Below are 15659 nucleotides of genomic sequence, written 5' to 3'. Positions count from 1 at the left end.
GAGGGAGGGGCCCATCGCTCTTGCGATGGGAGGGTGAGGGGGACAGGCGCGAATGTTGCGCGTCCCACTCCCCCTCATCCGACCTCGCTGCGCTCGGCCACCTTCTCCCACAGGGGGAGAAGGAATTTAAGCCTCTACCTTCCCAGGCACCACACCACGGCGGATCTGGTCGAGTTCGATGCTCTCGAACAATGCCTTGAAATTGCCCTCGCCAAAGCCGTCATTGCCCTTGCGCTGGATGATTTCGAAGAAGATCGGCCCAACCATATTCTCGGTGAAGATCTGCAGCAGCAGGCCGCCACCGGTTTCCGGCGCGCCGTCGATCAATATGTCGCGCTTGCGCATTTCCTCGACGTCATGGTCGTGGCCGGGCAAGCGCTTGTCGATCAGGTCGAAATAGGTCTGCGGCGTGGTCTGGAACTTGATGCCGTTGGCGCGCAATTTGTCGACGGTGCCGAAAATGTCGTCGGTCGCCAGCGCGAGATGCTGAATGCCTTCGCCCTTATAGTCCTTGATGAATTCCTCGATCTGCGAATGCTCGTCCTGGCTTTCGTTGAGCGGGATGCGGATCTTGTCGTCGGGCGCGGTCATCGCCTTGGAGAACAGGCCGGTCGCCTGGCCTTCGATGTCGAAATAGCGAATCTGGCGGAAGTTGAAGATCGTCTCGTAATAATTGGCCCAATAATCCATCCGGCCGCGCTGCAGATTGTGCGTCAGATGGTCGAGCGTGTGCAGACCCACCGTATGATCGTTTGCACCGGTGCCGGGGACGGGATTGAAATCGGTGTCGTAGATCGTCTCGCCGCCATGGCGGTCGATCAGGTAGAGGTTAGCGCCGCCAATGCCTTCGATCGCCGGAATGTCGAGTTCGCCCGGGCCATGCTCGCCCTTGACCGGGCTCGCACCGCGCTCGATCGCAAGCTTCAGCGCTTGGTCGCTATCGGCGACGCGGAATGCCATCGCATTGGCCGAGGGACCATGCGCATTGCGGAAACCGGCGACCTGGCCGGCCTCGTCCATGTTGAGCAGAAAGTTGATGTCGCCTTGCGCGTAGCGGCGGACATTCTTCGACTTATGCGTGCCGACATGGGTGAAGCCCATCTTCACGAACAGATCGGCCAGCGCTTCCGGATCGGGGCTGGTGAATTCGACGAACTCGAAGCCGTTCAGGCCCATGGGGTTCTCGGTCGCAGTCATGACAGTATCTCCGTGACGGGAAATGTGGTTACAGATGATACTATATCGCGAGTCGATGTGCGCGTCCACCTCGATAGCTGTCATCCCCAACCTGCTCCGGGTCCACCGTGCCCATTGCACGTTAAAGCGAGGGCGCGGTGAATGCCGGAACAGGCCCGGCATGACGAATAGAACGGGTTGGGGTAGGAAGTGCAGATGCCGACACTCAATCTGGACGATTTCCTGCCATACCGCCTGTCGATCGCGTCGAACCGCGTGTCGTCGGCGGTCGCCACCGCCTATCAGTCGCTGTTCGGGCTCAAGATTCCGGAATGGCGGCTGATTGCCGTGATCGCGGAAGGCATGGGTATGACGCAGCAGGCGCTCGGATCCGCGACGCGGATGGACAAGGTGACGGTCAGTCGCGCAGCGATCGCGCTGTATGACCGCGGGCTGGTGCAGCGGCGGCCCAATCCGGACGATCAGCGATCGCATCTGTTGTCGCTGACCGAGGCGGGAAAATCGCTCTACGACAGCGTCGCACCAAAGGCGCTGGAACTGGAAAAGCAGATCTTTGCCGGTTTCTCGGCGCAGGAAATCACTGCCTTTCGTGCGTTGCTCGACCGGCTTGAGGCTTCAGCGGAGACGCTCGATCCGTCTTAGCGTCAGCCGCGATGCCCGTCCGATTCACGCGGCTATTCAGAATCGTCATGCCTGCACTCCGGCGCGCATTTTGCCTGCCATGAATCCTGCCATGAATGATGTCATCCGACGGACCATTTTGAATCGCGCAGACCGGAGCCAGATGGACCATGATTCCCGCCCCAAATTTCCCGATTTCCCCGCCCCATTTTCCCGCCCCATTTTCCCGCAGCGCACCGACAAAATTCCCGTGCAGGCTCGCCGATTTTCCCGCAGTTTTTCCCGCAGCTTCCCGCAGGACCGCCCAAAAAGCATTTTCCCGCGGCCGTTCGCGTAGCTGCGGGAAATTGGAAATGAGCCAAACGCCAAATCGCCGCGCGCCAGAGCGGAATAATCCCATCGATTCAATCCCGCTCCCAACAGGCTTGATGAAATGCCCATCGCTGGCCTAAGCGACAATGACTCCCTCCCCAGGCAGTCGCATTCTACCAAGGAGGCTCAATGCCAAACATGCTCGATCGCGCCGGCCTGTCGGTCGCCGAACCCCTGGCCCGGTTTGTCGAGAGCAAGCTGTTGCCGGGCTTGCAGATCGACGCCGGTGACTGGTGGCGCGGCGTGGCCGATATCTTTGCGCGCCTGACGTCCGCGAATCGCGACCTGCTGGCGAAGCGCGAGTCGCTCCAGACGTCGATCGATGCCCGCTATGTGGCGGGCGAGCCGGTCGATGAGGCGTTTCTGCGCGGGATCAATTATCTCGTGCCCGAACCCGCACCCTTCACCATCGGCACGACGCATGTCGATGCCGAGGTCGCGACCATGGCGGGGCCGCAGTTGGTCGTGCCGATCCTCAACGCGCGCTTCGTGCTCAACGCCGCCAATGCACGCTGGGGCAGTCTTTACGACGCATTCTATGGCACCGACGCTCTGCCCGGCAGCGCTCGACCGGGCGGTTATGATGCCGATCGCGGCGCCAATGTGATCGAGCGCGCCAAGGCGTTCCTCGATCAGGCGGTACCGCTGGCGAACTGGAATTGGGACGGCGTTGCCTCGTTCAGCATTACCGATGGCGTGCTGACCGGGCGGGGGCTGCTCACCGGGCAAATGCCCGCGCTGGCCGATCCGTCGGCCTTTGCCGGTTATCGCGGCGATCCGGCCAGTCCGACCGCATTGCTGCTGCGCCATAACGGGCTGCATATCGAGGTGGTGACCGACCGCAACCATCAGATCGGCCGCGATGATCCGGCGGGCATTGCCGACGTCCTGCTCGAATCCGCGCTGACCTCGATCGTCGATCTGGAGGATTCGGTCGCGGCGGTCGATGCCGATGACAAGGTGCTGGCTTATGCCAACTGGCTTGGCTTGATGCGGGGCGATCTGGAGGAGAGTTTCACCAAGGGCGGGCGGACCGTGACCCGCCGGCTCTCCGATGACCGCAGCTACACTGCACCCGATGGCGGCAAACTCACCTTGCCGGGTCGCAGCCTGTTGTTCGTGCGCAATGTCGGTCATCTGATGACGACACCGGCGATCGGGCTCGCCAATGGCGACGAAGCGCCCGAAGGCATTCTCGACGCGATCATGACAAGCACGATCGCTCTCTATGATCTGCGCGGTCTTGGGCGATACCGGAATAGTCGTGCGGGATCGGTCTATATCGTCAAGCCGAAGATGCACGGGCCGGAGGAGTGCGCCTTCACCGACACGCTGTTCGATGCGGTCGAAGATTTGCTCGAGCTCGATCGCCATACGCTGAAGGTCGGGGTGATGGACGAGGAACGCCGCACCTCGGCCAACCTCGCCGCCTGTATCGAAGCGGTGAAGGACCGCATCGTGTTCATCAACACCGGCTTCCTCGATCGCACCGGCGACGAGATGCACACCGCGATGCGCGCCGGGCCGATGATCCTCAAGGCGGAGATGAAGGGAAGCGACTGGATCAAGGCCTATGAGGATCGCAACGTGCGGATCGGCCTGGCGCACGGTCTGAGCGGCAAGGCACAGATCGGCAAGGGCATGTGGGCCGCGCCCGATCGCATGGCCGACATGATGGTGCAGAAGATCGGCCATCCGATGGCCGGTGCGAACACCGCCTGGGTGCCGAGCCCGACCGCCGCGACCCTGCACGCGATGCATTATCATCAGGTCGATGTGTTCGCGCGGCAGAAGGAAATAGCCCGCGAGGGGATCCCCGGACTGGCGGCGTTGCTGACCGTGCCGGTTGCCGGCGGACGCAACTGGACACCCGACGAAATTCGTGCGGAGCTCGACAATAATGCACAAGGGATTCTCGGTTATGTCGTGCGCTGGATCGATCAGGGCGTGGGCTGCTCCAAGGTGCCCGACATCCATGACATCGGCCTGATGGAAGACCGCGCGACCTTGCGGATCAGTTCGCAACATATCGCCAATTGGTTGCTCCACGGTGTCGCGACGGAAGCGGATGTCGATGCCGCGCTCACGCGCATGGCGGCCAAGGTCGATGCGCAGAATGCGGATGACGCGCTTTATCGCAAAATGTCCGGCAACGAATCGACGAGCCTTGCCTATCAGGCGGCGCGAGCGCTGGTGTTCGAAGGAGTGAGCCAGCCGAGCGGCTATACCGAACCGTTGCTGCACGCCTATCGGGCCAAGGTGAAGGCGGGCGATTGATCGCCATTTTCGCAATCGCCGCAATATGTTGAAGCCAAAACGCGACAAAGGCGTTAGGGGGGAGCGTTGGGGGTGGGAACGCGATCCCCAAAGGGGATCGACGAGTTTTGAACTTTCTGACGTTCTCGCCGGGGTGGCTGGCTCTGAGTACCGCATTGTCGGCTCCGCAGCAGGTGCCGTTGCCTGCGGTGCCCCCGGCTGTCCAGTCGATCGATCCGCGACCGGACGAAACCATCGTCAGCGATCCCGATTTCGACAAGGCGTTGCCGCCGCTCAGCGATGATATCAACGCGCCGCTCGAGGCGATGCCGGCCGAAACGCCATCGATTCGGCTACCGCCCGTGTCACCCGACCAGCCGCCGGTCGCGAGCACCGACACACTTGCGCCGCTAACGGCCGAGGACCCGGAATTGACCCAGGCGCTGCCGCCGCTGGGCACGTTCGATTCGACCCCGCCGGTGGATATCGCCGATACCGGCGACGACAAGACGGTGGTCATCCGTTACGACACGCAGGTCAACGGGCTCGATGCGCTTGGCCTGACCGGCCAGTTCAACGCGCTGTCTGCGCTGAAAGATGGCGGCGGCAAGGCGGCCAACTCAGCCATGGTGTCAGCGCGCGCGCGCGAGGACGAGGCGCTTTCTATCCGGCTGATGAAGTCGCGCGGCTATTATGACGGCACGGCGATCTCGACGATCGAGAGCGTACCAAACAGCGGCAACGCGAAGGCGATCGTGAGCGCGACGCCGGGCAAGCTCTATTCGCTCGGGTCGATTTCGATCGAGGCGGGGCCTGTGGTGCCGGGCGATCTGCTCACGCGCGAATTGCCGTTGCGCATCGGCGACCCGATCGAGGCCGATCGCATCCAGGGCGCCGAGGCGAATGTCTCCCTGAAGCTGCCGCAGCAGGGCTATCCCTTCGTCACACTAGGGCAGCGCGACATCCTGCTCGACGATGCGACCTGGACCGGCGCCTATACCTTGCCGGTCGATACCGGGCCGCGATCCTCCTTCGGGACCTATTCGACCGAGGGTAAGCTTGCCTTCGAGGCCGACCATGTCGGCGTGCTGGCGCGGTTCAAGCCCGGTGAGCTGTATGACAATCGCAAGGTCGACGATCTGCGCGACGCACTGGTCGCCACCGGACTGTTCTCGACCGTGTCGGTCGAGCCGGTGCGGACCGGCAAGCCCGGCCCCGACGGCACCGAGGCGATCGACCTGCTGGTCCGGCAGGAAGCCGGGCCGCCACGGTCGGTCGCGGCCAGCGCGGGTTATTCGACCGGGCAGGGCTTCCGGCTCGAAGGCTCTTTCACGCATCGCAATCTGTGGAAACCGGAAGGCGCGCTGATCCTGTCGGCGATCGCCGGTACGCAGGAACAGGGATTGGGCGCGACTTTCCGCCGATCGAACGCGGGCAAGCGCGATCGTACGGTGACGCTGACGGCATCGGCCAATCACAGCAATTACGATGCGTTCAACGCCTTTACCGGCACGCTGGCGGGTCGGATCAGCTATGATTCGACGCCGATCTGGCAGAAGAAATTCACCTATGCTTACGGCTTCGAGCTGATCGGTACGAACGAGAGTGTGTATGATTTCGCGCGGCTTGAGAAACGGCGCGCGACCTATGGCATCCTGGCGTTGCCGGGACAGCTGCAGTTCGACACGTCGGACAATCTCCTCAATCCGACCAGGGGGTATCGCCTCAAGCTGAGCCTTAGTCCCGAGACCTCGGTGCGCGGCGGCGTCAGGCCCTATGCGCGCATATTGGTCGAGGGCAGTATCTACCAGCCGGTGACCGATAGTGTCGTGCTCGCGGGGAGGTTGCGCGCCGGAACGATTCCGGGTGTCGAGCGCGACGATCTTGCACCGTCGCGGCGTTATTACGGCGGCGGAGGCGGGTCGGTGCGCGGTTATGGATATCAGCGGCTCGGACCGTTCGATCCTAATGGCGACCCAGTTGGCGGGCGCAGCCTCAACGAATTCTCGCTCGAGGCGCGTTATCGTTTCGGCAATTTCGGCATCGTGCCGTTCATCGACGGCGGTAACGCCTATGAAGGCGTTATGCCAAAGGGGTCGGATTTGCGTTACGGCGCGGGTATCGGCGGGCGTTTTTACACCAATTTCGGTCCGCTTCGTGTCGATGTCGCGACGCCGCTCAACTCGCGTCCGGGTGATGGCAAGGTCGCGCTGTACATCTCGATCGGGCAGGCATTCTGATGGCCGACGAAGTCGCAGAAACCATGGTAGTTCACCGCCCGTTCTGGCAGCGGATCGTCAAATGGATCGCGATCGGTTTTGTTGGACTGATCGTCTTGCTGGGCCTGTTTGTGCTTGGCCTGAACACTAGTCCGGGGCGGCGCTTCATCGCCAACACCCTGGGCAATTACACGCTTGTTTCGGGCCTCAATATCAAGGTCGGACGGATCGACGGGTCGATCTATGGCGCGATGATCCTGACCGATGTGCGCGTGAGCGACGCCAAAGGCGTGTTCCTGACCAGTCCCCGGCTCGACATGGATTGGCGCCCGCTGGCGTTTGCGCGCAATCACGTCGATGTGCGGTCGGCGACGAGCAAGCTGGTCACGCTGCTGCGCAGCCCCGAACTCAAGCCGGACCCGAACGCACCGCTGCTGCCTGATCTCGACATCGATATTGGACGGTTTAAAATCGACCGGCTGGTGCTGGCCAAAGCGGTTAGCGGCAGCCCTCATATTCTAAGTATCGTTGGTATTGCGCATATCGCCGATGCGCGGGCGCAGGTGACCGCCAATGCGGTCGCGCTGACCGGGCAGGGGATCGCCGGCGGCGACCGGCTCGCACTCAAGCTCGATGCGATACCGGCGGAGAACAAGCTCGACCTCGATGCGAAACTGCAAGCGCCGGTCGGCGGTGTGGTGGCGAGCATGGCGAGGCTCCACGCACCGCTCGATTTCAGCATCACGGGTGCGGGAAGCTGGAAGGCATGGACCGGCAAGGCGATCGGCACGCTCGGCGGCCAATCGCTCGCGAATCTGGCGCTGCAGGCGAATGACGGCATTTTCAAGATACGTGGCACCGCGCAGCCCGCACTCTACGTCGCGGGTTCGCCGGCCGAGGCGGCTGCACAGCCGGGCACAAAGGCGAAGCCGGTACCGACCGCCGACAATCCGATCGCGCGGTTAACCGCGCCGATGCTGACCATCGCGCTCGACGCGACGCTCAACCAGCGCCGCGTCGACACGAAGCTGGCGCTGTCCTCGAATGCGCTTGCCGTGCGGGGGCAGGGGTTGATCGACCTTGCGCAGAGCCGCTTCGGCCAGTTCAAGCTCAATGCACGGCTGCTCACGCCGGGCGCGATCCTGCCCAATCTCAACGGGCGCGATGTGATAGCCGATGTGACGCTGGACGGCGCGTTCGCGACGCCGACGGTCGATTATGCGATCCGTGCGGCATCGATCGGGTTTGGCGAGACCAAAGTCGATAGCCTGATCGCGACCGGCCTTGCCCGTGTCGATGCCAACCATATCCTGGTGCCGGTCAATGCTCGGGCGCGACGCATCTCCGGGCTTAACGCGGCAGCCGGCGGGTTGCTCGACAATGTCGCGATCAACGGCGACCTGGCGATCTCCGGGGCGAGCATCCTGTCCGACAATCTGCGCATCCGCTCGCGCAAGATCGACGCGACCGCGATCATCGCCGCGAACATGGCGACCGGACGCTATACCGGTGCGCTTAACGGGCGGATCAACGACTATCGCATCGAGAGCATCGGCATCGTCAACCTGACCACCAACGCGAAGCTGGTGACGGTGCCGAGCGGTGGTTTTGGCATCGCCGGCCGGGTGGTGGCGCGCACCTCGCAGATTTTCAATTCGGGCGCGCGGACTTTCCTCGGCGGCAATGCTGTGGTGCGTGCCGATATCGGTTACGATCCGAATGGCATCATCACTTTCCGCAATCTGCGTCTGAATGCGCCGCAGTTCCGTGTGACGGGTGGATCGGGGCGCTATGATCCGTCCGGCGCCCTGCTGGTCAACGCGGACGCCTATTCGACCCAGTATGGCCCGTTGTCCGCCCGTGTGTCGGGCACCGCGACCAAGCCGGTCGTGCTGCTCCGTGCGCCACGGCCCGGTGTCGGGATCGGCCTCGTCAATCTTGAGGCGCGGGTGCGCGGCAATGGCACCAACTATGCGATCGTTGCGACCGGCGGCACCGATTACGGACCCTTTTCCGCTGACGTGATTATGCGGCCGGGCAATACGCTCGGCATCGATATCCGCACCGCGCGCTTTGCCGGCATGAACATCAACGGTAAGCTGCAGCAGACCGCGGCTGGTCCGTTCGCCGGTCGCGTGCAGTTCGCCGGATCTGGTATCACGGGCGCGGCAAATTTGGGCGCGACAGGCAAATATCAGCGCGCCGATATCGCGGCGCGAGCCTATTCGGCGACCATCCCGGGGACCACCGACTTCACCATCGGTCGCGCGATCGTGGCCGCCAATGTGATTCTCTACGACACGCCACAGGTGAAGGCAGATATCCAGCTTGCCGACCTGCGCTACGGCCCGACCATATTGTCCTCCGCGCGCGCCAAGATCGACTATCACAACGGCAGCGGCACCGCGCGCGCCGTCGCGACCGGATCGAACGGCGTTCCCTTCAATATCGCGATCAATTCGCGGCTCAGCCCAAACCTGTGGCTGGTCGCGGCACAAGGCCGCGCCAATGGTATCGGTTTCAAAACCGGCACCCCGGCGCGGATCCAGATTGACAAGGATGCATATCGCCTGCTGCCAAGCCGGATCGACTTCGACAAGGGATCGGCTCGGGTCGCGGGTAGCTATGGCAAGGGGCTGACGGCGCAGGCGCGGCTCGATGCGCTCGACCTGTCGGTGGTCAACGCGTTGATCCCAAATCTCGGTGTCGGCGGGACCGCGACCGGCAGCCTCGATTTCAACCAGCCGAGCGGAGCTTCATTTCCGCGGGCGGACATGCGCGCGACGATCAAGAATTTCACTCGCTCCAGTCTCGCGGCGGTGTCCGAGCCGGTCGATATCGTCGTGGCAGGCCGCCTGGTGCCAGAGGGCGGCGATTTCCGCGCGTTGATCAAGCGCGGGCCGTCAACGGTGGGCCGGGTCGTCGCAACGCTCAATCCTTTGCCGCAGGGTAGTGGCAGCTGGACCACGCGCCTGCTCGCCGCGCCACTCGGCGGGGGTATCCGCTACAACGGTCCCGCGGGCGTGCTGTTCTCGCTTGCCGCGCAGCCCGACCAGCAACTGTCGGGGCCGATCGCGGTTGCCGCCGACTTCTCCGGTCGCGCCCAGTCCCCCAATCTCAACGGACTGATCCGCGCCGACAAGCTGACCTATGAAAACGAGACTTACGGCACCAGGCTGTCGAACATGAAGATCGCCGGTCGCTTCACCAATACGCGGCTTGAGATTACTCAGCTCCAGGCGACCGCCGGGGACGGAACAGTGTCGGCGCAGGGAAGCATCGGTTTTGCCTCCGATGAGGGCTTCCCGATCGACATCCGGGCCAAGCTCAACAATGCGCGGCTCGCGCGCAGCGATGCGCTTGGCGCGACCGCGACAGGTGATATCGCGCTGACCAACAGCAAGGCCAATGGCGGCCTGATCCGTGGCACGCTCATCATCCCAGAGGCGCGTTACGAGATCATCCGCCAAGGCCAGGCCGATGTCGCCGAACTGACCGGTGTGCGTCGCAAGGGTGACCTTGTGCGGCGGCCTACCGATCGTCCGGCGGCGGCACCCGTTGGCTTGTTCAAGCTCGACCTGCGCCTACAGGCGGAAAATAAGCTGTTCGTGTCCGGCATGGGGCTGGAGTCCGAATGGCGCATGGATCTGCGCGTCGGCGGCACATCGGCGGCGCCCACCGTGTCGGGCCTGGCTAAGGTGGTGCGCGGCACATATTCCTTCGCCGGCAAGCGGTTCGATCTCGATACCGGTACGATCACTTTCGCGGGCGGTGCGCTAACCGATCCGCAGATCGCGATCATCGCGAGCACGACGACCAATGGCATCACCGTCTCGATCAACATCTCGGGTACCGGCCAGAATCCGCGCATCGCTTTCAGCTCGACGCCGTCGCTGCCGCAGGACGAGGTGCTCAGCCGCTTGCTGTTCGGTAGCTCGGTGACCAATTTGTCGGCGACCGAGGCGATCCAGCTCGCCGCCGCGCTCAATTCGCTGCGTGGGGCCGGTGGCGGGCTCAATCCGCTCGGCAAGCTGCGCTCGGCCACCGGGATCGACCGGTTGCGCATTCTCGGCGCGGATGAGGCGAGCGGGCGCGGGACTGCGCTGGCGGCGGGGCAATATATCTCCGACGACATCTATATCGAGATCATTACCGATGCGCGGGGCTTTACCGCGACCCAATTGCAGGTCGCGTTGACCAAGAGCCTCTCTGTGCTGTCGCAGGCCGGGTCGTTCGGCGGATCGAATGTGAGTGTCAAATATTCGAAGGACTTTTGATCGACTGACGCTCGCCCGATAAACTCAGTCCTTTTCTGCAACCGAAAAATCGAATATCGGGTATTGCGGAGAGACGATATGACGACTGAACATTTCGACGTGATCGTGGTCGGTGCCGGAATTTCGGGTATCGGCGCGGGGTATCATTTGCAGACGCTCAGCCCGGATCGCAGCTATGTGATTCTCGAGGGGCGGCCGCAACTGGGCGGGACCTGGGACCTGTTCCGTTATCCCGGCATCCGGTCTGATTCCGACATGTACACATTGGGGTATTCCTTCCGCCCCTGGACCGAAGCGAAGGCAATCGCGGATGGGCCGTCGATCCTGAAATATGTCAACGACACCGCGCATGACAACGGCATCGACCGGCACATCCGCTATCGGCATCACGTCAAGACGGCCGCTTGGTCGACCGAGGATGCGCGCTGGACTGTCGAATCCGATGGGCCCGATGGTCCGGTCGTCATCACCTGCAATTTCCTCTTCATGTGCAGCGGCTATTATAATTACGCCAAGGGCCACACGCCCGATTTCCCCGGCGCGGCCACGTTTGCAGGGCAAATCGTCCATCCGCAGCATTGGCCGCAGGATCTCGATTACTCGGGCAAGAAGGTCGTCGTGATCGGCAGCGGCGCGACCGCGGTTACATTGGTGCCCGAAATGGCCAAGCGCGCTGCGCATGTCACGATGCTGCAGCGTTCGCCGACCTATGTCGTGTCGCGGCCGTCGGAGGACGGGGTTGCGAACTGGCTGCGGAGCAAGCTGCCGGCCAAGACCGCCTATGGTATCACGCGGTGGAAGAACGTGCTGTTCGGCATGTTCTTCTTCCGCCTGGCACGGCGCAAGCCGGAGAAGGTCAAGGAACGGATCATCGGCATGGTGCGCGATCATCTCGGTCCGGATTACGACGTCGCGAAGCATTTCACGCCGCGCTACAATCCATGGGACCAGCGACTTTGCCTGGTACCCGATGCCGATCTGTTCGACTCGCTAAAGACGGGCACGTCCTCGGTCGTCACCGACCGGATCGCCGCGTTCACGCCGTCGGGGATCACGCTCGAATCAGGCGATGAGCTTGCCGCCGATGTCATCGTCACCGCCACGGGCCTTGAATTGCAGCTGCTCAGCGATGTCGCGTTCAACGTCGACGGCGCGCCGGTCGATCTGTCCAAGACCTATAATTACAAGGGCATGATGTATAGCGACGTGCCCAACATGGCGTCTTCGTTCGGTTATACCAACGCGTCATGGACGCTGAAGGCCGATCTGACCTGCGGTTATGTCTGCCGGTTGCTCAATACGATGAAGAAGCGCGGGCTGCGCCAGGCGACGCCGCGCATCGCCAGCGAGGAATTGCAGCCCGAGCCGTTTCTCGATTTCAGTTCGGGTTATGTGACGCGCGCGATGGAGAAGTTTCCCAAACAGGGTCATCGCAAGCCGTGGAAGCTCTACCAGAACTATGCGCTGGATATCATCACGCTGCGCTACGGATCGGTCGATTCCGAAATGGCGTTCTCCAATCCTGTTCCGGCAAAGCGTGTCGCGGTGGAGAAGCGCGAGGCCGTGTCTGCCTGAACCAGCGCGCCTTGCCGGTCGGGTAGCCGGCCCCTAGGCTCCCGGCATGACACCAGCCGAGATCAACACCGCCGCGACCGAACATCTCGCCCGGCTGATCGCGTTCGACACCACGTCACGCGATTCAAACCTCGCGCTGATCGAATATGTCGAGGCGTATCTGGGCGGCCTTGGCGTCGCGTCGCGTCGCGTTGCCAATCCCGACGGAAGCAAAGCCAATCTCTATGCGACGCTGGGACCGGCGGTAGCGGGAGGCGTGATCCTGTCGGGTCACACCGATGTCGTGCCGGTAGATGGCCAGCCCTGGAGCAGTGATCCGTTCATACTGACCCGTCGCGGTGACCGCTTATACGGGCGAGGCGTGTGCGACATGAAGGGCTTTCTGGCGCTCGCGCTGGCGACCGCGCCCGACTTCATACGCGCGGGCAATGCGCGGCCGGTTCATTTTGCCTTTTCCTATGACGAGGAAGTCGGTTGCCTCGGTGCACCGTCGATGATCCGTGAGCTGGTCACCGAACTGCCGTCGCCGGCCGCCGTCATCGTCGGCGAGCCGACCAATATGGAGGTGGTGAGCGGGCATAAGGGGATCTCCAGCTGGCGCGTCACGGTAACCGGACATGAGGCGCATTCCAGCCTGACGCATCTGGGGATATCGGCGAACATGGTCGCGGTCGGGCTGATGAACCAGCTTGCCGGAATCGCCGCCGCGCTGGAGCACCATGCCGACCCCGCGTCGCTTTATTGCCCGGGTCACGCGACCCTGACGATCGGTCAGATCAATGGCGGCACCGCAGTCAATATCCTGGCCCGAGAATGCGTGTTCGTCTTCGACCTGCGCGTTCAGCCGGGACAGGAAACTGATGCGATCGTCGCGCCGTTCATAGCCGAATGCACGCGACAGGATGCCCTGTTACGCGCACGGTTCGAAGGAGCAGGAGTCGAGGTTGTGCTGCGATCGACCACCCCGTCTTTCGCACCGGAACCGGATGGTGAAGCCGAACGGCTCACCCGGCGTCTCGCCGGCGACAATGGCCCGGCGCGTGTGGTGTCTTATGCGGCGGAAGCGGGGCAGTTTCAGCAGGCCGGATACTCGGTCGTAATTTGCGGACCGGGGTCGATCGAGCAGGCACACCAGCCGGACGAATATCTTAATATCGCGCAACTTGAGCGCGGCGCCGTGTTCATGACGCGCCTAAACGAAGCCCTTCGTCGGTAAAAATCGCGAGCGACGGCAAACTAATAAATCAGAGCCAAACTGGACCTAGTTTGGCGAGATTAATACATAAATTGCGTAACGCCCGAATCAGAAAAACGCCCGGTCATCGACCAGTCAGACAGTAAGGGTAGGTGGTTTGGTGGTCACATCGGCACGCAAAAGTATCGATCCGACCCTTGGCTAAGCTACTGTGAAGGCAGCTCGTTTTGCCAGGTGTCGGACCGATCGACTGGTTTACCAGGGGCGAATGTGCTCGCCATAAACCAGCGCAAGAATGAACTTGAGCATGCGCTTTCTCCCTATTTGCACTCAGTTGAGTACGCCAGATTATTAACGTTTTTTTAAGGATAAAGCAATCGGATTCCCGGGCTTTTCGGGACGTTGAGGTCCGGCTTAAGAGTTCCTTCAGCGTCGCGTGCTAGCCCGGCGAAGATGGCGTGCGCTCACAGAGATTCGGAACCAGGTCAGCAGGCCGCGCGCCGCGCATCGCCGCAGCTCGTGCCGACGACATTGATAAAAGAGCTGAACGGGCGAATGCCGCCCAGCGCAGATATACAAAACGGGATGGACGGATTCCGCGTCGGACACCCTTCATCGATCGCCTTCGGCGATCAATTGCCGGATGGTTTCGTACCGACCCGCGTCAAGGCGTGGCAATTCCTTTGCCTGACCAGAATTGCCAATTTTGCCGCGTTACGTCGCCATCTCGGCCGGACGCGCGCCGATCGGCTCTCGCACGATGCGTGTGAAAAGATCGCGGCGATGCTCCCTTCGGCGCGAGCGGTGGTGGTCGGCCGGACGACGATCGAGTTTGCCTTCGAAGGCGAGACGATTGCTGATCTCGAAACGACGATGGATCATCTGCGTGAGGCTTTTTCTGCGCCGGTCGATATCGATGGTGAATATCACGAATTCCGCATGTTGTTTGGCGCGGCTGCCGCGCCGGTCGGCGCGACCGAGGATGTTCGGCTTGCCGAAGAAGCCGAGAGTGCGCTCGATCAGGCGCATGTCGAGCAGCAGAGTGTGGTGCGCGACCTGTCGATGGGGACACCAGCATTCGACCGGTTGACGCTGATCCGCGAACTCGGCGCGGCGATCGCCAATGGCGAAATGTTTCTGCAATACCAGCCCAAGGTCCATGTTCGCCGCCAGGAGATCGCAAGCGCGGAGGCGCTGGTACGCTGGCAGCATCCATCGCGCGGTCTCGTCCTGCCGGGTGACTTCATCTCGCTCGCCGAGGAAATCGGCGAGATCGGGCCGCTGACGCTGTGGACGCTCGACAAGGTAATCGAGGATCAGCGCACGCTCGCCGCGGACGGCAACGACCTGACCATCTTCATCAATATTTCGGGCCAACTGCTCGCCGATGCGGCATTCGTCGCGACCGCCTGTGCCAAGGTTTGCGACAATGCCGCCAGGATCGGTTTCGAGATCACCGAAACCTCGGTCATCGGCGATCCGCAGAGTGCGATCGCCAATCTTCAGAAATTCGCCGATGTCGGCATCGCCATCGCGATCGACGATTATGGCGCAGGCCTGTCGTCGCTCGCCTATCTCAAGCAATTGCCCGCGCGCGAGTTGAAGATCGACAAGATGTTCGTGCTGCAATTGACCAGCAGCAATCGCGATCCGTTGATCGTGCGATCGACCATCGACCTTGCCCATGCACTGGAGATGGAGGTCACCGCCGAGGGCGTCGAGACGCAGGCGGCGATGGCGCTGTTGACGGTGATGGGCTGTGACATGGTGCAGGGTTACCTGATCAGCCGCCCGATCTCGATCGATGCATTCCGCCAATTCTTGCGCGACGACAAGCTTCGCCCGGAACAGGATAGCGCGCCATCGATGTTCAAACGGCCCGCGAGTTTCTGGAAGAGCGGATAAACCAAATCGGCGCTTCTTTAGCGTTGATTTAAGGAACCGGGG

9 protein-coding genes are annotated in these 15659 nt (G+C 62.3%); 8 read left to right on the top strand and 1 reads right to left on the bottom strand.

The window, feature by feature from the left end; all coding sequences use genetic code 11:
• Positions 1-126: 126 nt before the first annotated feature.
• Positions 127-1197: a 4-hydroxyphenylpyruvate dioxygenase gene (hppD, locus tag ACVWZA_RS07280; RefSeq protein ID WP_457310501.1), complete on the bottom strand. Its 1071-nt coding sequence runs from the start codon at positions 1195-1197 to the stop codon at positions 127-129.
• Between the two features lie 195 nt (positions 1198-1392).
• On the opposite strand from hppD, the gene ACVWZA_RS07275 reads away from it, so the two are divergent.
• The 8 genes from ACVWZA_RS07275 (at position 1393) to ACVWZA_RS07240 (ending at position 15617) form a co-directional block, all read left to right on the top strand.
• Positions 1393-1839, top strand: coding sequence for a MarR family winged helix-turn-helix transcriptional regulator (locus ACVWZA_RS07275; protein ID WP_457310500.1), 447 nt, complete (start codon positions 1393-1395; stop codon positions 1837-1839).
• A gap of 91 nt (positions 1840-1930) precedes the next feature.
• Positions 1931-2155 (top strand): hypothetical protein, encoded by a 225-nt coding sequence (locus tag ACVWZA_RS07270; RefSeq protein ID WP_457310499.1) that lies wholly within the window; start codon positions 1931-1933, stop codon positions 2153-2155.
• A gap of 164 nt (positions 2156-2319) precedes the next feature.
• A complete protein-coding gene (locus ACVWZA_RS07265; protein ID WP_457310498.1) occupies positions 2320-4467 on the top strand; it encodes a malate synthase G in 2148 nt (715 codons plus the stop codon).
• A gap of 116 nt (positions 4468-4583) precedes the next feature.
• Positions 4584-6686 carry a BamA/TamA family outer membrane protein gene (locus tag ACVWZA_RS07260; RefSeq protein WP_457310544.1) on the top strand — a complete coding sequence of 701 codons (2103 nt, stop codon included), beginning with the start codon at positions 4584-4586 and terminating at the stop codon, positions 6684-6686.
• Positions 6686-10942 carry a translocation/assembly module TamB domain-containing protein gene (locus tag ACVWZA_RS07255; RefSeq protein WP_457310497.1) on the top strand — a complete coding sequence of 1419 codons (4257 nt, stop codon included), beginning with the start codon at positions 6686-6688 and terminating at the stop codon, positions 10940-10942. Before ACVWZA_RS07260 ends, ACVWZA_RS07255 begins: the two co-directional genes overlap by 1 nt.
• A gap of 78 nt (positions 10943-11020) precedes the next feature.
• Entirely contained in the window at positions 11021-12517 is a 1497-nt protein-coding gene (locus ACVWZA_RS07250; RefSeq protein ID WP_457310495.1) for a flavin-containing monooxygenase, read from the top strand.
• 46 nt (positions 12518-12563) lie between these two features.
• Positions 12564-13733: an acetylornithine deacetylase gene (gene argE / locus ACVWZA_RS07245; protein WP_457310494.1), complete on the top strand. Its 1170-nt coding sequence runs from the start codon at positions 12564-12566 to the stop codon at positions 13731-13733.
• A gap of 564 nt (positions 13734-14297) precedes the next feature.
• A complete protein-coding gene (locus ACVWZA_RS07240; RefSeq protein WP_457310493.1) occupies positions 14298-15617 on the top strand; it encodes an EAL domain-containing protein in 1320 nt (439 codons plus the stop codon).
• The last annotated feature ends 42 nt before the right edge of the window (positions 15618-15659 follow it).

The sequence above is a fragment of the Sphingomonas sp. UYAg733 genome (assembly GCF_054057355.1).
Note: the sequence above shows the minus strand (reverse complement) of the source record. Positions and strands in the feature narration are given on the sequence as shown.